Raw genomic sequence first — 20323 nt, 5'->3', positions numbered from 1 at the left:
CCATGCTGAAGAAGATCGAGGCGATCATTCGCGAAGACAAGGTCTGCGACGTGAAGGAGGCCCTGGCGGGGATCGGCATCGTGGGGATGAACATGTTCGAGGTCCGGGGTCACGGGCGCCAGGGCGGTGTCCAACTGGTCGGCCGCGCCGGGACTTACCAGGTCAACGTACTGCCCAAGATCCAGATCAATATCGTCCTGTCGGACCGCAACCTGGAGACGGCACTGGAGGCCATTCTCGCCGCCGCCTACACCGGCGAGCCCGGCGACGGGATTATTTTCGTCACTCCCGTGGAGGAGGTGGTCCGCGTCCGGACAAGAGAACGCGGCCAGGATGCAATGATGTACCCCGGCGACATCGACGCGCGGAAAGGCGGAAAGCCGTAATACAGGGGAATCGGTCATCCCGGGTGAGAGGAGGAACAGCCGCATTCTCTTTCCGCTCCCCGAACGACGTATGACGAGGAAGCGCCCTGCTTCAGCCGGCCGTGCAGACCCGGTCCCGCCCTTCCTGCTTGGCCCGCTTCACCGCCCCCCGGACAGACTGGAGGATATCCCCCGCCGTCTCGCCGTGCTCGGGCGAAGCGGCCACGCCGATGGAAAGAGTGACCCGCCGCAGGTGCTGAAGGCCCTCCTTCCGGGACTCGTCCCCCAGCATCTCCCGGAGATTTTCGGCCCGGCGCCGCGCCGCATCGAGGCCGCTTCCTGGAAGGATCAGGACGAATTCGTCGGCCCCCCAGCGGCAGGCGATGTCCTCGTCACGAATGTTCCCGCCGAGAAATGTCCCCAGGTCGCGGATGATCCGCTCCCCTTCCTCGATGCCGTGGGTCTGGTTGATGTGGCCGAGATGGTCGATGTCCATAAAGACGACCCCCACGGACTGTCCCTGCCTTCCCGCCTTTTTCAGCTCCCGCTCCAGCGTCGCTTCCAGGTAGCGGCGGTTGACGAGCCCCGTCAGTGGATCCCGGGTGGACAGGCTGCTCAACTCCTCCCGCAGCTGGATGTTTTTCAGGGCCAGCCGGATCTGCTGGGCCGCCATCAGGGCCAGCTGCTCTCCCGCCTCGACGGCCCGCCGCGGCGCCCCCGCGGGCAGATCGAGCCGGAGATGGAGTAGCCCCAGGAACTCCCCGTGGACCGTCATGGGCACGCAGAGGGAGACGCGGCCGTCGCTCTCCCGTTCCGCGTGAGGACAGGGAATTCCCCTGGCCGCGCCGGCCACCAGGTGCGGACGGTTCCGTCGGACTGCATGGCAGTCGACCGGGGCGAAGACGGCCTCCTTCGGCGCTTCGCCCCACCAGGCCTCCGCCTCCAGCAGGTCCCGAACGGCGTGATGCCGGTAAAAGACACCCGCCGGAAACAGGCGGGACATTTCCCGTCCCAGAACTCCATAAGCTTCCTCCATGGTGAAGGAGGCACAGAGCAGATCCGCCATCTTGATCAGCCGTTTTACCTTATCCTTTGCGATGGCCATGGAGCACTCCTTGGATTTTTTTCCGATAGGACTCGGGCGCGATGATTCCCAGATCCCGGAGGCGGGCGTCGAAATCCTTCATGGTCCGGACCCCTTCGGCGACATTGAGAAAAATTTCCATGTACGTTCCGCCGGTTCCTTCGATCTCTCCGCGGAACACCGGGTCCGAATCGAGCCGCCGGTCCACCGCGGACACGGCACCGGGCACGAGCAGGCGCCCCACGGATCGGTAGGCGGCGAAGCGCTGGGCGGAGTCGCACTCATAGTCCCTTTCCCGGATGCTTCGATCCACCCGCTCCAGGTCGATGCCGTCGACGACGGCAACACCCGCAACGGCCTCCAGGTCCGACCGGAGCACCTCCAGCGCCTCGTCGAACCGGGGAGTCTCTCCGCGATCCCCGCCATGCCCACTCCCGGAAGAATCGCCGCGGCCGAGATAAACGACCAATTCCAAGCAGGGTGGCGATCCGGAGCGTGCGGGAGCACCGTCGCTCACAAGGTCCACCCCCGCGTCCATGCCGAAGCGTGCCACGATGCGGCTGCATGAATCCGCGACATGCATCATCAGCGGCCCGGCATCGGTCCCATCGTCGAGACCGGGGAAAAACCGGGCCATGAGGGCGATCAGCCGTTCCCGCGGCTCCCGGCTGGTCGCTTCTCCTTCCCGATCGACGCATTTTGCCAGCAGGTGGGCTCCGTAGCGCTCCCTGTCCAGGACCGTCCGGGACCATCCTTCCTCCCCGGGCACGAAGACGGCCACGTCGTGAATGAGTCCCCGGGCCAGTTTGCGCAGGGTGATCCGCTCGAGCCGCCGGGTCCCGGTCTCGATGGCATAGAAAAAGCCGCCTTCGGAGATCCTTCCGCCCGGCTCATGGATCTCCCCGAAGTTGGAGGGGTTGAGGTATACCGTGTCTTCTACCTCCTCGAACCCCCACTGGTCGTGCAGATGGCCCGTCAGACACAGGAGCGCCCCGTTCTCCTCGCAGTAGCGCCGGAGCTCCGGCGAGCCGCTTTCGCCCCTGGACGGCAGGTGATCGAGGACGCCGTGTGCAGGCTTGTGGGTCGCCACGATGTCCGGCCGCGCCTCGCCGAAGAACCGGGCCATCTCACTCGCACCCCTGTCAGCCAGGTATTTCACCGCGTACTGCTCGGGAATCCCGGGCGTCAGTATATCCGCCCCCCCGTAGCCGGCGATCCTCAGCTCCCCGGCCTGAACCCAGTGCCGGTGCAGGTCCCGCTCATGGAGAGAGGTGTACTGGAGGTCCATGTCGTAGTTGCCGGGCAGGCAGAGGATCCGGGCCGACGGTTTCAGGCGCAGGATGCTCTCGAGGATCTTGTATTTCTGCTGCATAACCCGGCGGCCCCGGATGGTCTCCTCCCGGAACTCAGCCGCCTGCCGACGGACGTCCTCCGGCACGTCGGTCCGCTCCGGCAGGGTATCTACGAATTCCTCGACGGCGATCTCCCCGCACCCCAGCCGGTGGCGGAGTGCGGAAAAGAAAGCCTGCCTCCTCCGGTAGCGGGCGGACATCTCCTCCGTATAGAAGGGACGATCGATGAGGTCGCCTGCGATGACGTAAACATCGGCGTCCGTCCGGGCCAGGAGTTCCTTGACCCGGTCAAAGGCATCGTGGACGTCGGAGAGATAGACAAGCTCCATGTGCTCGATCCGGTGGGGGATGGTTCCCGTATAGCACGAATCGTCCTCCCGGTCAGCATCGGCGTGGCAGCGGCATATCATCCATTGAAGAATACGGCCGCTTCCCCTATAATGAGCCCGCTTTATGGCACACATTCGGTGAGGGCATTGAAATCATGAGGCATCCGGCTGTACAGCCAAACGGAAACGGGACCGAGGAGGAAACGGGGCGGCCCGACCGGGTTCCGGGGAAGTCCGCTCCGGTCCGCTCGGTATCCTTCGACGAGCGGTTTCCCGTCCCCCGCAGTCTCCTCGTTAATCTCAAGCATGAATACCTGAACCGCGAGTGCTGGGTGCCCCTGGAGCGGCGGGAGGGACGGATTTCGGTCCTCGTGGACAATCCGGACGATCTGCCGCGGCGTGACAGCATCGAGAACCTGCTGAAGACGAAGCAGATCGATTATTGCCTGGCTTCCCGGGAAGACATCCTGAAGTTCATCGACCATTTCTACGGAACCGGCTACCTGAAGGAAGCCCGGTCAAAGGAAAGCGAGGCGGAAAACGGGGAACGGCGGGACGACTTCATGGCCGTCACCGAGACGGACGGAACCATCGTCCGCCTGGTGAACGAGATCATCAACGAGGCCTGCCTGCGCCGGGCCTCGGACATCCATATCGAACCGGACGTCCGGGACCGGGAGGTCGTCGTCCGGTTTCGCGTCGACGGCGAGTGCTTCCATTACCGCACCCTCCCCTACGACTACCGGGCGGCGATCGTCTCGCGCATCAAGATTCTCTCCAATCTGGACATCACCGAGCGGCGCCTGCCCCAGGACGGAAAGATCAGGCACACGCGGCCCGGCGGAGATGACATCGAGCTCCGGGTGGCCACCATGCCGACCCACGGTTACGTGGAGGACGTGGTCCTGCGGATCCTGACCCGGGGGAAGATCATGACCCTGGACGAACTGGGCATGCCACGGGAGACCCTGGCCCGGTTCATCGAACAGCTCGACAAGCCCTACGGACTGATTCTGATCGTCGGCCCCACCGGCTCCGGCAAGACGACGACGGCCCACGCCGCCCTGCATCGCCTGAACCGTCCCAACACCAAGATCTGGACCGCCGAAGACCCTGTCGAGATCACCCAGAAGGGAATCCGCCAGGTCCAGATGCACCACAAAATCGGCCTGGACTTCAGCACCGCCATGCGGGCTTTCCTGCGCTCCGACCCGGACATCATCATGGTGGGGGAAATGCGGGACTACGAAACAGCCAAGATGGGCGTCGAGGCGTCCACGACAGGCCATCTCGTCCTCTCCACCCTCCACACGAACAACGCCCCGGAGACCATCGTCCGCCTCCTGGACATGGGAATCGACCCCTTCGGTTTCGCCGATTCGCTGCTGTGCGTCCTGGCCCAGCGCCTCGTGCGGCGCCTCTGCGTCCATTGCCGAGAATCCGTCCCCATCGGCCGGGAGGAGTGGGACGACCTGGCGAGGAATTACGGCGAGAAGGCCTTTGCCTCGCTGAACCTTGAGTATTCGGAAGATCGCCGGATCAGCCGCCCCAAGGGCTGCCCGGAATGCAACGGCACCGGATACCGCGGGATGATGGGCATCTACGAGCTCCTGGTGGCCAGCGACGGCATCAAGCAGATGATCATCAGCCGGAAGTCCATTGCCGCCATCCGGAAGACCGCAACACTGGAAGGGATGAACACCCTGCTGCAGAGCGGGATCCTGAAGGTGCTGGAGGGAGAAACGGACTTCATCGAAATCCTGAGCGTCTGCCTGCGCTGAGGCGCTGCGGCCTGCATCTCCGGGAGACAGTCCGGAATCCATCAGGTCCACCGGCAACAAAACCGGTGCAGAAAATCAGATCTGCCCGGGAAAACAGCAAGGGAGGGAAACCGTGAGGCATAGACTGCTCATCTGGACCGTCTGCGCGGTCGCGCTGATTGCGCTGACGGCGGGCTGCCGCAACACCTTCGTAAACGCCATCATTGCCGGCGACGGCCCGGCAGTTACGAACTTCCTGAATCAGGGGTCCGACGTAAACGAAAAAGGAGCCGACGGCTTCACGCCCCTCCATTGGGCGGCCTACTACGGCAAGGCGGACATGATCACGCTGCTCGCCAGTCGGGGTGCCAACGTAAATGCGTCATCCCCGTACGGCACCCCCCTGACCCTGGCGGCCCAGTATGGTTTCGCCTCCGCCGTCAGGGCGCTCCTGGAAGCCGGCGCCGATCCTTCCATGAAAGATGCCTCCGGACAAACGGCAGCGGATTATGCCCGGCAGGGCGGATTTGCCGAGATCGTCGCTCTTCTCGGCGGGGCTCCGTCACAACCCGCCCGGGCGGCCGTCCGGACGGAACCGCTGCCCGCCGCGGTCCATCCCCCCGTTTCCGTTGCCGAGCCTGCCCCGGTCCCGGTCGCGGTGGCTCCCGCGCCGGAAAGAAACGTTCCGGTCGAATCGTCGGCCCCCGTCCGGATCGCCGTCTACAATTTCCAGTCCCTGACGATCGACGCCTCCCCGGTCTCCGCTTCCATCACCGACGCGCTCGTCCACTCCCTCCGGAAGACCCCCTCGTTCCTGCTCGTGGAGCGGAAGGAGCTGGAGGAGTTTCTGAGTCTCAACGATCTTCAGCAGAATGAAAAGCTGGACGACATCGTCCATATCGGTGAGCGGATGGGCATCCCCTACATCGTGGCGGGAAGCGTGGAGAAGAAAAAGACGCTATATATCATTCACTGCCGGCTGATCAATGTGCCGGCGAGAAAGGTGGTCCTGGACCGGCAGGTCCGCTCCCTCGGCGAGGCCGGCCTCAACCGGGAGATGGAGAAGCTCGGCGACGCCCTTGCCAGGGCGATTCAGGGCCGATAGGCCTCAGATCTCCCGACCCGCCCGGTCGCCCTCGTGAATGGCCTCCAGGAGCCTCCGGGGACCGGCCGCGTCGCCGACGGTCCGCCAAGGGATGCCGATCTCCCGCAGGACGTCTTCCAGTCCGTTCTCCATCCTGGCCCCCAGTGCCGTGATCACCGAAGCCGCCGTGACGGTTCCTTCTTCTTCCCCTTGCCGGTAGGAAACGGCATGCTCCCCGATTCCCGTTACCGTCGCGCCGAGGAGGATGCGGGCGCCCCGCTCCTTCAGCCGCAGGTGCAGCCAGTACCCGTGGGAGGTGTGCCTGCCCACGGGATAAGCGGCCTGCATCTCGAGGACCGTGACGTCGACGCCCCGGGCCAGCAGATAATCCGCCGTCTCCATGCCGACGTATCCGGCGCCGAGAACGGCAACGGGCCCCTCGGGGTCCGCCCTGCCCGTCAGAACGTCCCGGGCATCGAAGACATGGCACCCGCGGATGCCCGGGATCTTCGGAACCGACGGGGAGGCACCGGCGGCAAGAACCACCGCTTCGGGGCGTCCTGTTTTGATGAGTTCGGCATCGACCTCCCGGCCAAGGTGAAAGATCACGCCCCGTTCCTTCGCCCGGCGCACCGCCCAGGTCACCCAGCCCAGGAAGGCCTCCTTGTGGGGCGGACGGCTGGCCGGGAGGACCTGTCCTCCCGGGGCATCCTCCTTCTCGAAAACCTCCACTTTCTGTCCCCGCTCCGCGGCGGCCAGAGCGGCGGAGAGGCCTGCCGGACCGGCGCCGATCACCCACAGGCGGCGCCCCGGCTCGGCGGCGGATGCTTGTTCGCGCTCGTTTCCGCATTCGGGGTTGAACGTGCAGGTGACGGGCTGCATCTCGTACATCAGCCGCTCGATGCAGCCCTGGTTGCAGGAGACGCACCAGCGGATATCGTCCCAGCGCCCTTCCCGGGCCTTGGCGAGAAAGTCCGGATCCGCCAGGTGCTGGCGGCCGAAGCTCACCAGGTCGGCGTCGCCCGCCGCTATGGCCCGGCCGGCCAGCCGGGGGTCGTTGATCCGTCCCACGGCGATGATCGGCACCTCCACCCGCTCCCGGATCGCCCGGGCGCGGGACAGGTTGAACCCGGCCTCCGTATCCATGGACGCGATGCTCAGGTTGCCCGGCGTCGAATAGACGCCCACCGAGGCGTGAATCGCATCGGCGCCGGCGGCCACCAGTCGCGGCGCCAGCCGTTTCGCAAACTCCAGGTCGTAGCCGCCCTTGATCAGCTCGTCCGTGGAGATCCGGACGAGGACGGGAAAGCGGGGCCCCACGGCCTGCCTCACCGCCGCAACGGTCTCCAGGACGAAACGCATCCTGTTCTCCTCAGAGCCTCCGTACCGGTCCGTCCGCACATTGGAAAAGGGGGACAGGAACTGGGTCAGCAGGTACCCGTGGGCGCCGTGGATCTCGACGGCGTCCAGCCCCGCTTTTTGGGCCCGCAGGGCCGCGGAGGCGAAGGCATCGATCACCCCGGCGATCCGGTCCGGGCTCATCTCCTCGCAGGGCTGCCTCATGATGACGCTGGGAATGGGTGACGGCGCCTCCGGCATTCCTCCGGCGGCGGCGGAAAAGGTCTCCCGACCGGCATGATGCAGCTGCAGGGCGATCTTCGCCCCTTCGCGGTGGACCGCCGCTGCCATATCTGCCAGGCCGGGGATGAAATCGTCGCTCCAGGCGCCGATCTCCCGGAGAAACCCCTTTCCCCGGGGCGTGACCGCGCAGACCTCCGTAATGATGAGCCCCGCGCCACCCCTTGCCCTCCGGGCGAGATACCGGACCAGGCGGTCGCTGACGGTGCCGTCCGTGTTGCCGTAACCGGTCCCCATGGCGGGCATGACGGCCCGGTTCCGAAGGGTCATCCCGTTGATCGTAACGGGTGCAAACAGGGCTTCCAGGCTCATGGTCACTCCCCTTCCTCTTTAACCCGCCCCTCGACGAAGCCGGGCTTTGTGAAACGGGGCCCCGGGTAGGCATAGAATCCCCGCCCCGTTTTCTGGCCCAGTTCGCCTCGTTCCACCCGGCTTTTCAGGAAGGCGGCATTCTTCAGCGCCCGGGGGTCCCCCGTCTTCGACGCCCAGTAATCCACGATCTTCCACGCAGTGTCGATACCGACGCGGTCCATGAGTCCGAAAGGCCCGATGGGCATGCCGAACACTCCCATCCAGGCGCGGTCGATGTCCTCAACCTCGGCAATCCCTTCGGCCGCCAGCGTCTGGGCCGCTTCCAGGAGAGCCATGAACATGTGATTGAAAAGGTAGCCGGGATGCTCCCTTTTCAGGACGATGGGGATCAGGCCCGTCCGCTCGCAGAATTCCCGGACGACGCGCACCGCCTCCCCGTCCGTCCCGGGGTGGGGCATGACGTCCACGACCAGATTGTACGATAGGTCGTGGAAGTGGAGGGCCAGGAATCTTCCCGGCCGACCGGTCTCGGCGGCGAACATGGAAGGAACGAGGGAGGAGGTATTGGTGGTGAACAGGGTTCGGGCCGGACAGAGGCCGTGAAAAAGGGAAAAGACCCTTCCCTTGAGGACCGGGTCTTCCGGAACGGATTCACTGACCAGGTCGGCGCCGTCCGCCGCCTGCGCGGCATCAGTTGTAGCGCGGATCCGGCCGAGGGCCGCCTCGGCCTCCGGCTCCGTCACCCGCCCCTGACGGACGAGGCCGGCGGCGGCTTTCCTGATGAGCACCGCCGCCCGCTCCAGGATGGCGTCTTCCAGATCATAAAGAACAACTTCGCAGCCCCGCAGTGCGAAATGCAGGGCGATCTGCCTTCCCATGGTGCCGGCCCCGAGAACGAGGATGCACCGGATATCCGCTGCCTTCACGGCTTTTGATTCCCCCTTTCCCGGCGTCCTGTGGGCCGTCGGGACAGCCGGCAACCTCCCTGCACGGCTTGAACGTCACTACAATGCGGCTATTCGCTCTCGATGATCGTCACCTTGTCCATCTTGTCCCCCTGACGGATCGCGTCGATGACATCCAGGCCCGCCACGACCTTCCCGAAGACCGTGTGCCGACCGTTCAGGTGGGGCTGCGGCGAGTGGGTGATGAAGAACTGGCTGCCGTTCGTGCCGGGGCCGGCGTTCGCCATGGAGAGAACACCCCGCTCGTGGATCAGGGGGTTTCCCTCGCACTCGTCCTCGAAGCGGTACCCGGGGCCGCCCCGGCCGGTGCCCGTCGGATCGCCCCCCTGGATGACAAAATCGGGAATCACCCGGTGGAACACGACCCCGTCATAGAAGCCCTCGCGGGCCAGGAAGACGAAGTTGTTCACGGTGAGCGGTGCATGCTGCGGATAAAACTCGATCTCAATGATGCCCCGTGCGGTTTCAATCGTCCCGCGGTATTTTTTGTCCGGATCGATCAGCATCTCCGGCGGACCGTCCCATTGCTTCATGGCCATGTTATCCTCCTCGTTCAGTGTTTCCTGCAGTTTCCAGCCGGCTGTCGGGCAAGTCCGGTCTCCTCACCACAACGCCGGCGGTTACGGCTGTATGCCCGAAACGGCCGTCCCTGTCACGATCATTTTCCGTTTCCCAGCAGGCGCTGCATCCAGACCGTGTCCACAAAACGGCCCCGTTTCCGGAACACCTCCCGGAATCGGCCGCACTCGGCGAATCCATTCTTGCGGTGAAACCGGATGCTCGGTTCATTGACCGCCGAAATGGCCGCCAGGACGGTATGGATCCCCTTCAACGCAGCGGCTTCCAGTAGATGGTCCAGCATGATTCCGCCGATTCCCCGCCCGCAGTGGTCCGGATGCAGGAAACAGGAGATCTCCGCCGTCCCCGCCATGGTCGGGATCGGGCTGTGGGGGCGGAGAAAGCCGAAGCCGACGACATCCCCCGCCTCCGTCTTCACGACGGCGGCGGGATATCCCTCCGCCGTTTTGAGCAGGACGTTGAAGAAGGCGTAGGGCACCCTGTTTTCCAGAAACGCCGCGAAGGTATGCTCGATATAGTGGTTGAAAATGTCAATCACCGGCCCGCCGTGGTCCGGCGAAAGGGGCTCCAGTTCCACGTTCATGGATTGCACCTCGCTGATGGAAGTTGGTCGATCGACACGTTTCGGCCCCCTGGCACCGGAACGGTCAGGAAGCCGCCGTCCCGGCGGTCCGGACCAGTTCGTCGACGACGGACCGGAGCTCTCCCGCCAGTCCGCGGAACTTCCCGCACCGCTCGAAGGTCTCCGCCAGGGTTTCATAATACCAGAGGGTCCCGGCTCGGCCCCCGCGGAACCGTTCCCACAAGGCCTCGCCCACGTCCCTGTAGTCCCGGAGGATTGCCCGGGCGTTGTGAAGCTTGTCCGCCAGCGAGACGAGGAGCACGTCTTCGGGAGCCTCCGCCAGATGACCGATGTAGCATTCCTTCCGTTCACGCCACGGCGGTTTGGGCGATTCCATCGCATCCGAACAGGCCTCCACGACGGCCGCCACGGTTTCCCCGTACAGGGAGCGGATCCGCGCCAGGATATCCGCGCCGCCCTGGTCCTCCGCCGCATCATGGAGGAGCGCGGCAATGGCCAGGTCTTCGTTCCCCCCCTGCTCGATCACGGTCGACGCCACGGCAAGCAGGTGGGCCACGTAGGGGATGTCCGATCCCTTGCGGACCTGGTCCGCATGGAGGACGGCCGCAAAACCGAGTGCATCCCGGAAACGGGCGGTCAGAGCGGGCCGAACACCTGCGGATTCATTCTTCTTCAAACCCATTTCCGTCATCTCCCCGATTTCCGAAAAAACGAATACAAACATACACCCATGGATTTCCACCGGAACGAACAGCACCCCACCTGCCCCGGACCGCCTTCGAGCGAACGCTTCGGACGGCCCGGCCGACAAGTTGTCTATATATCGTTCCCGGCTCGTGAGATCAACCGGTCTCGTGATCTTTCCCACGGACCGGCAATGAGGCCGAAACCGCTTGAAATCATATATTATTACGCGAGAACGAGATACGGGATTGACTTCGGATCGGCGGACAGCGTATGAACAAAGTCGTTCATCAGGCCGGGGCCTCATGAACGGAAAACGGAAACAGGGGATAGTACGGGGGAATAATAACCCATCCATGCGAATGGAAATTCAGGAGGTACAACATGTCGGAAGAAACGAAAACCCCGAAAACAATGACGAGAAGAAACTTTTTGAAAACAAGCGGCGCGGCTGCGGCTGCGGGCGTCGCAGCGGGCACGCTCACGATGAAGCCCTGGAGCGCCGAGGCGGCACCTCTGCCGAAGAAGTGGCAGGAGACCTTCGACGTCGTGGTCATCGGCAGCGGTTTCGCCGGTCTGGCGGCCGCCTATGAGGCCAAGAAGGCAGGCGCCTCCGTGGTGGTCCTGGAAAAAATGATGACCCCCGGCGGCAACTCCATCATCAACGGCGGTGTCGTATCGGCGGCGGGTTCACCCATGGAGGAGAAGGAAGGCATCAAGGATTCCCCGGAGCTGCTCCTGAAGGACATGCTCGCGGCGGGACTGAACCTGAACCACGTGGAGCTGGCCAAGATGGTGGCCGACCAGTCCGTCAGCACGGTGATGTGGACCATCAGCGAACTCGGCGTCAAGTACAAGGACAAGCTGACCCAGGAGGGCGGCCATTCCGTCCCCAGGATGTACAGCACCTACAACCAGAGCGGCTCCGCCATCGTGCAGCAGCAACTCCTGAAGCTGAAGGAGTTGGGCGTCGTACCCCGTACGCGGGCTTACCTGACCCAGATTTACCGGGACGCCGACGGCCGGGTGAAAGGCGTCCAGATCCGCGAAGGCTACACTTTCCCGAAGGCCGGCAGCGGCAAGCTGAAGGACATCAAGGCCCGCAAGGCCGTCGTTCTGGCTACGGGCGGATTCGGCGCCGACGTGGCCTTTCGGACCCTCCAGGACCCCCGGCTGACGGCGGACATGCAGACGACGAACCAGCCCGGAGCCACCGCTGAGGCCCTGCGGGAGGCCTTCCGGATCGGCTGCACGCCGATCCAGCTCTCCTGGATTCAGCTGGGTCCCTGGGGCAGCCCCGATGAAAAAGGGATGGGGCTCTCCCCCTTCTTTGCCCAGCTCTGCGCCGCCATGTACGGCCTCTGGGTGGACACCAAGACGGGAAAGCGCTTCGTCAACGAGCTGGCAGACCGGAAAATCCGCGCCGACGCGATCATCAAGGCGGGGAACAAGTGCATCGCCATGACCGACGCGAACGGTTACGCCATCGGCAAGAAGCTCCTGGCGGAGTACATGCCGAAGCTGATGGAACGGGGCGTCGTGAAGGAATACAAGACGCTGGAGGAGATGGCGGCGGCCTACAACGTCCCCATCGAACCCCTGAAGCAGACCATCGACACCTGGAACAAGAGCGTCCTGGCGGGCAAGGACGAGGAGTGGGGCCGGTACCTGCAGAAGAACCAGAAGCCCCTCGGCCCCGGTCCGTGGTACGCCCTGCGGCTCATGCCCAAGGTTCACCACACGATGGGCGGCATCAACATGAACACCAAGGCACAGGCAACCGACGTCATGACGGACCAGCCCATCCAAGGTCTTTACTGCGCCGGCGAAGTGACCGGCGGCGTCCATGGCGCCGTCCGTCTGGGCAGCTGCGCCACGCTGGACTGTCTCGTTTTCGGCCGGATCGCCGGCAGGAACGCGGCGGCTGAAAAAGCGTGGGGCTGATCATCCTCACTCTGTAACATCATCGGGGGCGCCGATCCGGCGCCCCCTTTTTTTATCCGCTTCCATCCGGCAGAACTTCCGACACATCTCCGCGGCACTCGCCACATTTTCGCCCCGATTCCCCGGAACGGGACATAAATGTCGGACTTTCCCCTTCTCCACTGTCACTCCAGAACGGGTTGTTCCACCACAGTAACAAGGAGTTACATCACCAGGACCTCCCGTGGCACACTCCTTGAGAAACATTTTTCATTCTGTTTGCAAGGAGGAATGAATCATGTTCTACGGGAAAAGGATCTTCATCACCCTGTGCTGCGCCATTGCGGCGGTTTTCATGATCCAGACGGCAGCGACGGCGGAAGAAAAGCCGGCCGAAACGAAACCGGCCGCGGCGGAGGCGGCGGCCCCCGCCGTGGAAGCGCCGACGGGCGACGTCTCGGTCTCTGTCCTGAGCCAGTACATCTGGAGGGGCTATGAGCTGAGCCGGAACAGCATCGTCATCCAGCCGTCCGCCACCGTCGGCTGGAAGGGATTTTCCGCCAACCTGTGGGGAAACATCGACACGAACCCCTACTACGGCGGCAGCGAAGGGAAGAGCTACCACGGGACCTGGAACGAGACAGACCTGACGCTTTCGTACACGAAGACAATCGGGCTCGTGAACCTCGGCGCCGGCTACATCTATTACAGCCTGGCGTCGCTGAACAGTGACGGGCTCGACCGGGCCGACGCCCAGGAGATCTTCGCCTCCATCGGCCTCAACACGCTTCTCTCGCCGACCCTGACGGTCTACAAGGAGATCGACCATTACCGGAACTGGTATTTCCTGCTCGGGATCTCCCACGTCTTTGAACTGAACAAGATGGTGTCCCTGAAACTTGGAGCATCGGCCAGCTACCTCCTGAGCACCTATGCGGACGCCACCCTGTTCAACGCCGGTGCCGGATACGGCGGTTACCCGAAATTCGACGGCGACAGCCTGGCAACGGACGACAAGTTCAGCAACTTTCACGACGGCGTCGTGACGGCCAGCCTGCCCGTCAAGGCAACGGATAAAATCACCATCACGCCGACCCTGTCCTATGTGTTCCCCCTGTCCAACGAGGCGCGGCTGGAGATGAAAGGACAGGGCCTGAAGGGAACGGCGACGCCTTCCGAACGGGACAGCTCCTACCTGTACGGCGGAGTGACACTGAGTTTCTCCTTCTGAAAAACGTATCGTGCCCATCGAGTCCCGCCCCCTGTGGGGCGGGACCGTGTGCACCGGCGGTGGAACCAATCCGGACGGGCGTCTCCCGCCGTCGATGCGCAAATGGATGGAGAATCCATTCCTTCGGCATCTCCCCGGCCAGATTGTTTTTCTTGAAAGTGCATCCCCGTACTGATATAGGGCGCGCCGGAACCTGCAAGAGGAACAATTATGGAGCTTGGAATTATTGGGCTTCCCCAGAGCGGGAAGAGCACCCTGTTTGAAATCATGACCGGTACGAACAGCCGGGACGCTTTCGGGGAGACCTGCGTCCGCGGACAGGCCGTCGTGCCGGACGACCGTTTCGATCACCTCGTTTCGATTTTCCATCCGGCCAAGGTTTCTCCGGCCAGGGCACCCTTCGTGGACGTCCATGCCGCCGGGGAAAAGGCCTGGCAGACGGTCCGCCAGAGCCTGGCCGGTGTCGACGGGCTCCTGCACGTGGTGGATGGGTTTACCGCCGTGGATGTGCAGGAAATGGTTCAGCGGTGGCGCCAGCTGGAAGATGAACTGATTCTCTCGGATCTGATGGTCGTGGAGAACCGGGGGGAGCGGCTCCGGAAGATTCCCCGCAAGGCCCTGAATCCGCTGGAGCTGCTCCAGGCGGACCTGCTGCCGAGACTCCAGGAGCAGCTCGAAGGAAGCCTGCCGCTTCGGGAACTTGGTCTTGCCCCCGAGGAACTACATGCCCTCCGCAGTTTTTCCTTCTGGACCCTGCGCCCGGAGCTGGTGGTCCTGAACACGGCCGAGGGAGACGCATCGCAGGTCGAGGCGTTCCGGCAGAAGGCCGGCCTGAGGGATCCCGTCATCGGCATCTGCGGCAAGCTGGAAGCGGAAATGCTTGAGCTTCCTCCGGAGGAGCAGGCGGATTTTCTCGAAGCGCTTGACCTGACCGAACCGGCATTTACCCGCGTCATCCGGGCCGCATTCGAAATGCTCGGGCGAATCCAGTATTTCACCGTCGGCGAGGACGAGGTGAAGTCCTGGGTGATCCCGGCAGAATCGAGGGCTCCCAGGGCCGCCGCCGCCATCCACAAGGACTTCGAGCGGGGCTTCATCAAGGCGGAAGTCGTGGGATACGAGGACTTCATCTCCTGCGGAGGAGGACTTGCCGCCGCGAAAGCAGCCGGCCGGCTGCGCCTGGAGGGGAAAGACTACATCGTCCGGGACGGGGATATCGTGACCTTCCGGTTCAACGTATAATCAGGCTGTTGAAAAAGGATCACCTACCGCGTTCCCCTCGTCCCTTGCCACTCGTCGGATCGGGGAACGAACTGACAGACCATCGAACAAGAAAGTCAAAAGCAAACGGATTTCAAATCTGTTGGTCCTTCCTTCCTTCTCTTTTCCAGGAAACCAGAAACCACAAACGGGAATCCAGCTCATGGGAGAGGGGCTTCCCTCGCGCTCAGAAGCATTTTTTCGACCCTGCATCGTCTCGCTCCGCTGCAAAGTCATAACTCGCGCCTGGGGGCGCTCAGACAGATGACTTTGCGGGCGCTTCTCTGCGACGGCAGGATACCCCGAAAAAGCCGCTATTCGCGCTCCGGGAAGCCCCCTCTCCCCGACGGACGTTCGCGGGGGCGCGACCGGGGGTTTCCAGAGGAGCGATTAGGACTTTTTTCCATCCCTCCAGCCTTTCTGGCCGTCGACGAGGGATCGCGGGGAAAAAGGCCGCGACGGCGGAAGCCCCCGTGGCAGCCCCCGCGCCGCAACATAAAGAAAATAAGAAAAGGAAGAGGAAGAACGGATTAGAAATCCGTTCCCCTTTCGCTTTTCCGGGTCGTACGGTTGCACTACCGGTTCTTCCAGACCCGCCGGAGGCGCAGGGAATTGGTGACCACGGAGACGGAGCTGAAGGCCATGGCGGCGGCGGCGAATTCAGGATTCAGGAGGATTCCGAAGAAGGGATAGAGAACACCGGCCGCCACGGGGATGCCGACGATGTTGTAGATGAAAGCCCAGAAGAGGTTCTGGCGGATGACCTTCATCGTCGCCAGGGAAAGGCCGATGGCCCGGGGAACGAGGGTCAGGTCGCTCCGCATGAGGGTCAGGTCGCTGGCTTCGACGGCCACGTCCGTTCCCGACCCGATGGCGATGCCGATGTCCGCCGCGGCCAGGGCCGGGGCATCGTTGATCCCGTCCCCAACCATGGCCACCACCTGACCCGATTTCTGAAGTCTCTGGATCTCGTTGGCCTTGTCTCCCGGCAGGACATCCGCCAGGACGCGGTCGATTCCGAGCGCGCGTCCCGCCGACTCCCCGGCCGCCCGGTTGTCCCCCGTGATCAGGGCAACCTGGAGGCCCATTTTCTTCAGGTCGGCAATGGCAGCCCCCGCCGACTCCCGCAAGGCGTCCGCCAGGGCAATGATCCCGGCTGCACGGCCGTCGGCGGCCAGAAACACGGACGTCTTTCCTTCCCCGGACAATCGCTCCCCGATCTCCCGAAGCCCTGACAGATCGATGCTTTCCTGCTCCATCAGGCGGAGGTTCCCGATGAGGAAACGGTCGCCGGCCAGCACGGCCCGCGCACCCAGTCCGGGAAGGGCCTCAAAGTCTTCCAGCGGCTGCGGCGACAGCCCCTCCGCTTTCCCCCCGGCCAGGATCGCCGCCGCCAGGGGGTGCTCCGATCCGACCTCGAGGGACATGGCCGCCTGCAGAACATCCTCCCGGACAAAACCGGGGGCGGCGATGATGTCCGTCACCTCCGGCTCCCCTTTCGTCAGGGTGCCCGTCTTGTCGAAGACGACCGTTGTCAGCCGGCCCGCCCGCTCCAGGCTCTCGCCGCCCTTGATGAGGATGCCGTTTTCCGCGCCGAGGCCGGTGCCCACCATCACCGCCGTGGGGGTGGCCAGGCCGAGGGCGCAGGGACAGGCGATGACAAGCACGGAAACGAAGTTCAGAAGGGCCAGGCTGAAGATCGGGTCCGGGACAAGAAACATCCACACGACGAAAGTGACAACACCGATAGCGAAGACGACGGGCACGAAGATCGAGGCCACCCGGTCGGCCAGCCTCTGGACCGGTGCCTTCGATCCCTGGGCGGCCTCCACAAGCCGGATGATCTGGGCCAGAACCGTCTCCTTTCCCACCCGGGTCGCCCGGAAGGTGAAGGTACCTGTCCGGTTCAGCGTGGCGGCGAAGACCTCCGCCCCCTCCTCCTTGGCCACCGGCAGGCTCTCCCCGGTGAGCATCGATTCATCCACGGCGGAGGCGCCCGAAAGGACGACGCCGTCGACGGGGATCTTCTCCCCCGGCCGCACCCGGATTCGGTCGCCGGCAACGACGGCCTCCACGGGAAGGTCCGTCTCCTCCTCTCCCCGGAGGACCCGGGCCGTTTTCGGCTTCAGGCCCACGAGGCGCTGAATCGCCCGGGAGGTCCGCCCCTTGGCCTTTGCCTCCAGGAGACGTCCCAGGAGGATGAGGGTCACGATAAAGGCGGCACCGTCGAAGTAGACGTGGGGCGCTACGCCGGCCGCCGCGAAAAATCCGGGGAAGAACGTGGCCCCGGAAGAATAGAGGAATGCCGACAGGGCCCCCACGGCCACCAGGGTGTTCATGTCGCTGGTTTTCTGAAGGGCCGCCTTCCAGGCACCGACCAGAAACCGCTCTCCGACCCAGAAGATCACCGGAACGGTCAGGAAGAACAGGACCACGCGCAGAGGCGCATGGGGAATATCCCGGAGGAAGGGAAACCAGTGCTGCATGGATCCCAGGAAGATCAGAACGCTCAAGACGATCCCGACGGAGAAACGGACCGTCAGGTCCCGGATTTCCCGCTCCCGGGCCTCCGTGATGGGATCCTCCCGGTCTTCGTCGGGAATCCCCAGGTATTCGTAGCCGCTGTCGGTCACGACCTCCCGGACGGCCTCCACGCCGGCCCAGACCCCCTCGTGAACGAGGGTGGCCCGGGCGGTGGCCAGGTTCACCGAGACATCCGCCACGCCGGGAATCTCCTTCAGGGCGTTTTCCACCCTGCGGACGCAGGCGGCGCAGGTCATCCCGCCGACCGAGACGGTGGTCGATTCCATGAAATTCTACCCCGCTTTATACCCGGCTTTCCGGACGGCTTCGCGGAGCAGCTCAATATTGACGGGCCGCTCCTCCTCGTAGGCCGCCTCACCCCGGGCCAGATCCACCTTCACGTTACGGACTCCCGCCACGCCGCTCAAGGCCTTCGTGACGGCCATGACGCAATGCTGGCAACTCATTCCTTCGATGCGAATCGTCTTCATGGCTTCCTCCTTTCAGAAGCGTCCGGATTTAAAGATAGGCCTCCCGCATCCCGATGTAAAGAAGGGGGATCGTGCGCTTTGCCCTTTTCACGGGGAAACCGGTCTGCTACAGGGATGGCACTTCACAGGGAGGTTGACGATGAACAAACACGAAGAGCTGGCCCCGGCGTTCCGGGAAACCCTGCTCCGCAGGATGCAGACCGCCTCGCCGTACTGGGAACTCCTGGGGCTGGAACTGACGGACGTCAGGAAAGGCTGGGCCCGGGTTCGCCTGGCCTTCGACCGCAAACTGGTCCACCCCCTGGGAATCGCCCACGGGGGAGCCATCTTTTCCGCGGCGGATTCCGCCGTCGCCATGGCCCTCATCGGGATGGTGGATCGCTCGGAGACATTCACCACAATCGAAATGAAACTGAATTACCTGAAGCCCTTCGAGCGGGGCGCCATCACGGCGGAGGCCGTCATCACCCACAAAGGCAGCCGGACGGCCCTGGGGGAAGTGGACGTCCGGGACGACGAGGGAAGCCTGGTGGCAAAGGGCCTCGCCACGTACATGATCCTCGACGCCTCCTGGAGGACCGGGATGCCCGAGCGGTAAGGGATTTCGGAAACCGCAGGACCGGTTTCTCAAATATACGGGAACACGTTCCGGATCACGATCTCAAAGTTCCGCTTGACCGCCTCCGCCCCGTCCACGATGCCCATGTGCCCGGGCAGGAGGGCCTCCAGCTCCAGTTCCGCCAGGGACCGGATGCTCTTCTTCAGCAGGGAGCCGTCGCCGCCGGGAAAGTCCGTCCGCCCGACGTTCTGCTCGAAAATCACGTCGCCGCAGAAGACGACCTTGCGTCCGGGACTGTAGAGGCCGATGGATCCGGGCGAGTGTCCCGGCAGGAGGAGAACCCGGAATGTTTCCCCGCCCAGGACCAGTTCCTCGCCATCCAGCGGCAGATTGACGGCGATCCGGGGCCGCGGCATCCCGAAGAGCGAATAGAGCTGCCCACCGGGACCGTTCAGGAATTCGATCTCCTTTTGGTGGAGGGCGACCTTCACGTCGGAGCCGGAGAAAAAGGACGATCCTTCGAAATGGTCCGGGTGGGAGTGGGTGTTGATGACGTAGCGAATGTCGTCGGGATCGATCCCGTCCAGGCGCATCTGCTCCAGGAGCTGTGGAACATAGCGGGACAGGCCGGGATCGATGAGCGCCCGGACCTCGCCGCCGAGGTAAAAGCTGTTGCAGTTGTTGTCGAAATAGTCGGTCCACTCGTACACGTATACGTCTTCGGAAAATCGCATTGTACCTCCTTATGTCATTGCTCGTCGTGATTCTGCGGCTCCGTCGCGCGGGAGCGCGGCCGGGGGTTTCAAAAGGAGCGGAAACTGCCTGCTCAGACCACCATCCGAAGGCTGTTCAAAAAGGGTTGAATGCAAGGCGCCCGAAATCCCATGCCGCGAGTCGTATTCTTTCGTACGTCGAGCGGGTCGGGATGAGGGCAACGCAGCAGACGCCCTTTTTCAACAGCCTTCCGTCTTTACAGCTTGTCAGCCCAAACCCAGGCCCTGAACCCCCCTCCCCGCTCGATGGCCGCCGCCAGGCCGTGGGCCTCGATCCGCTCCCGGATCGCCTCCGGCGTCTCGAAGCGGCTCCGCATCAGGAACAGTTTTTCCAGAACCGCCACGACTTTCACGGCGGGAAGCCGCAGGTCCGGCTCCTCAATGAGGAGGCGGCCACCGGGACGGAGAACCCGGAGCAGGTCGGCGACGGCCTCCCCGGAATCGCAGAAATGGTGAAGGGCGTCAACCACCATGATGCGATCGAAAGTGCCGTCCCGGAAGGGAAGCCGCTCGGCATGGGCTCTCACGGGATGGATGGCCTTCTTCTTCGCGGCCCGTTTCAGCATTTCCCGTGACAGGTCGCTCACCACGACGCCACCGGTCCAGGGCCGCAGATGGAAAGAGACGCGCCCCGTCCCTCCCCCGGCGTCCAGCAGCCATCCTGCCGCGGGGAGCCTGAGCAGTCTCCTGAACCGTTCGACGTCCGGCGTTCCCAGAAGCCGGTCGTAGGCAAAGGCGATCCCGTTGAAATGATCGAACATGCGCCTCCGTTGGATGAGCCGTTCCAGGCCTGATGCCGGGGCCCGCGCTTCTTCGGACGCCATACAA

Annotated in this window: 16 protein-coding genes and 1 pseudogene; 7 read left to right on the top strand and 10 right to left on the bottom strand. The window is 63.8% G+C overall.

The annotated features are described in order from the left end of the window. Positions 1-5: 5 nt before the first annotated feature. The gene (locus HPY65_10570; protein NPU84919.1) at positions 6-386 is read left to right on the top strand and encodes a P-II family nitrogen regulator; all 381 of its coding nucleotides are present in this window, start codon (positions 6-8) and stop codon (positions 384-386) included. A gap of 91 nt (positions 387-477) precedes the next feature. On the opposite strand, the gene HPY65_10565 is transcribed toward HPY65_10570, so the two are convergent. Beyond that, positions 478-1470 (bottom strand): sensor domain-containing diguanylate cyclase, encoded by a 993-nt coding sequence (locus HPY65_10565; protein ID NPU84918.1) that lies wholly within the window; start codon positions 1468-1470, stop codon positions 478-480. After that, a complete protein-coding gene (locus HPY65_10560; GenBank protein ID NPU84917.1) occupies positions 1451-3130 on the bottom strand; it encodes a hypothetical protein in 1680 nt (559 codons plus the stop codon). Before HPY65_10560 ends, HPY65_10565 begins: the two co-directional genes overlap by 20 nt. A gap of 155 nt (positions 3131-3285) precedes the next feature. On the opposite strand from HPY65_10560, the gene HPY65_10555 reads away from it, so the two are divergent. Beyond that, the gene (locus HPY65_10555) at positions 3286-4911 is read left to right on the top strand and encodes a type II/IV secretion system protein (GenBank protein ID NPU84916.1); all 1626 of its coding nucleotides are present in this window, start codon (positions 3286-3288) and stop codon (positions 4909-4911) included. 112 nt (positions 4912-5023) lie between these two features. Then, on the top strand, positions 5024-5995 hold the full coding sequence (locus HPY65_10550; protein NPU84915.1) for a hypothetical protein: 972 nt from the start codon (positions 5024-5026) through the stop codon (positions 5993-5995). A 3-nt stretch (positions 5996-5998) separates the two neighbouring features. On the opposite strand, the gene HPY65_10545 is transcribed toward HPY65_10550, so the two are convergent. From HPY65_10545 to HPY65_10525, 5 genes are all read right to left on the bottom strand, one after another. After that, complete coding sequence (locus HPY65_10545) at positions 5999-7924, bottom strand: FAD-dependent oxidoreductase (GenBank protein NPU84914.1); 1926 nt, start codon at positions 7922-7924, stop codon at positions 5999-6001. A 2-nt stretch (positions 7925-7926) separates the two neighbouring features. Then, a complete protein-coding gene (locus tag HPY65_10540; protein NPU84913.1) occupies positions 7927-8850 on the bottom strand; it encodes a 3-hydroxyacyl-CoA dehydrogenase in 924 nt (307 codons plus the stop codon). Positions 8851-8939: 89 nt separating this feature from the next. Continuing rightward, the gene (locus HPY65_10535) at positions 8940-9428 is read right to left on the bottom strand and encodes a peptidylprolyl isomerase (protein ID NPU84912.1); all 489 of its coding nucleotides are present in this window, start codon (positions 9426-9428) and stop codon (positions 8940-8942) included. A gap of 119 nt (positions 9429-9547) precedes the next feature. Next, complete coding sequence (locus HPY65_10530; protein ID NPU84911.1) at positions 9548-10051, bottom strand: N-acetyltransferase; 504 nt, start codon at positions 10049-10051, stop codon at positions 9548-9550. A 64-nt stretch (positions 10052-10115) separates the two neighbouring features. Beyond that, a complete protein-coding gene (locus tag HPY65_10525; protein ID NPU84910.1) occupies positions 10116-10733 on the bottom strand; it encodes an HD domain-containing protein in 618 nt (205 codons plus the stop codon). A 386-nt stretch (positions 10734-11119) separates the two neighbouring features. On the opposite strand from HPY65_10525, the gene HPY65_10520 reads away from it, so the two are divergent. The 3 genes from HPY65_10520 (at position 11120) to ychF (ending at position 15131) form a co-directional block, all read left to right on the top strand. Continuing rightward, complete coding sequence (locus HPY65_10520) at positions 11120-12679, top strand: flavocytochrome c (protein ID NPU84909.1); 1560 nt, start codon at positions 11120-11122, stop codon at positions 12677-12679. A gap of 277 nt (positions 12680-12956) precedes the next feature. Then, on the top strand, positions 12957-13889 hold the full coding sequence (locus HPY65_10515) for a hypothetical protein (protein NPU84908.1): 933 nt from the start codon (positions 12957-12959) through the stop codon (positions 13887-13889). A 210-nt stretch (positions 13890-14099) separates the two neighbouring features. Continuing rightward, positions 14100-15131 carry a redox-regulated ATPase YchF gene (gene ychF / locus HPY65_10510; protein NPU84907.1) on the top strand — a complete coding sequence of 344 codons (1032 nt, stop codon included), beginning with the start codon at positions 14100-14102 and terminating at the stop codon, positions 15129-15131. A gap of 593 nt (positions 15132-15724) precedes the next feature. Here ychF and HPY65_10505 read toward each other — a convergent pair. Next, a pseudogene (locus tag HPY65_10505) lies at positions 15725-18163 on the bottom strand (heavy metal translocating P-type ATPase). 139 nt (positions 18164-18302) lie between these two features. Between HPY65_10505 and HPY65_10500 the strand changes: the two are divergent. Further along, entirely contained in the window at positions 18303-18761 is a 459-nt protein-coding gene (locus HPY65_10500; protein ID NPU84906.1) for a PaaI family thioesterase, read from the top strand. A gap of 29 nt (positions 18762-18790) precedes the next feature. Here the strand turns inward: HPY65_10500 and HPY65_10495 are convergent, their stop codons facing one another. Together HPY65_10495 and HPY65_10490 are read right to left on the bottom strand one after the other, a co-directional pair. Next, positions 18791-19456, bottom strand: a complete 666-nt coding sequence (locus HPY65_10495) for an MBL fold metallo-hydrolase (GenBank protein ID NPU84905.1) — start codon at positions 19454-19456, stop codon at positions 18791-18793. Positions 19457-19692: 236 nt separating this feature from the next. Then, entirely contained in the window at positions 19693-20319 is a 627-nt protein-coding gene (locus HPY65_10490) for a class I SAM-dependent methyltransferase (GenBank protein ID NPU84904.1), read from the bottom strand. Positions 20320-20323 lie beyond the last annotated feature (4 nt).

The sequence above is a fragment of the Syntrophaceae bacterium genome (genome assembly GCA_013177825.1).
Taxonomy (GTDB): domain Bacteria; phylum Desulfobacterota; class Syntrophia; order Syntrophales; family PHBD01; genus PHBD01.
Note: the sequence above shows the minus strand (reverse complement) of the source record. Positions and strands in the feature narration are given on the sequence as shown.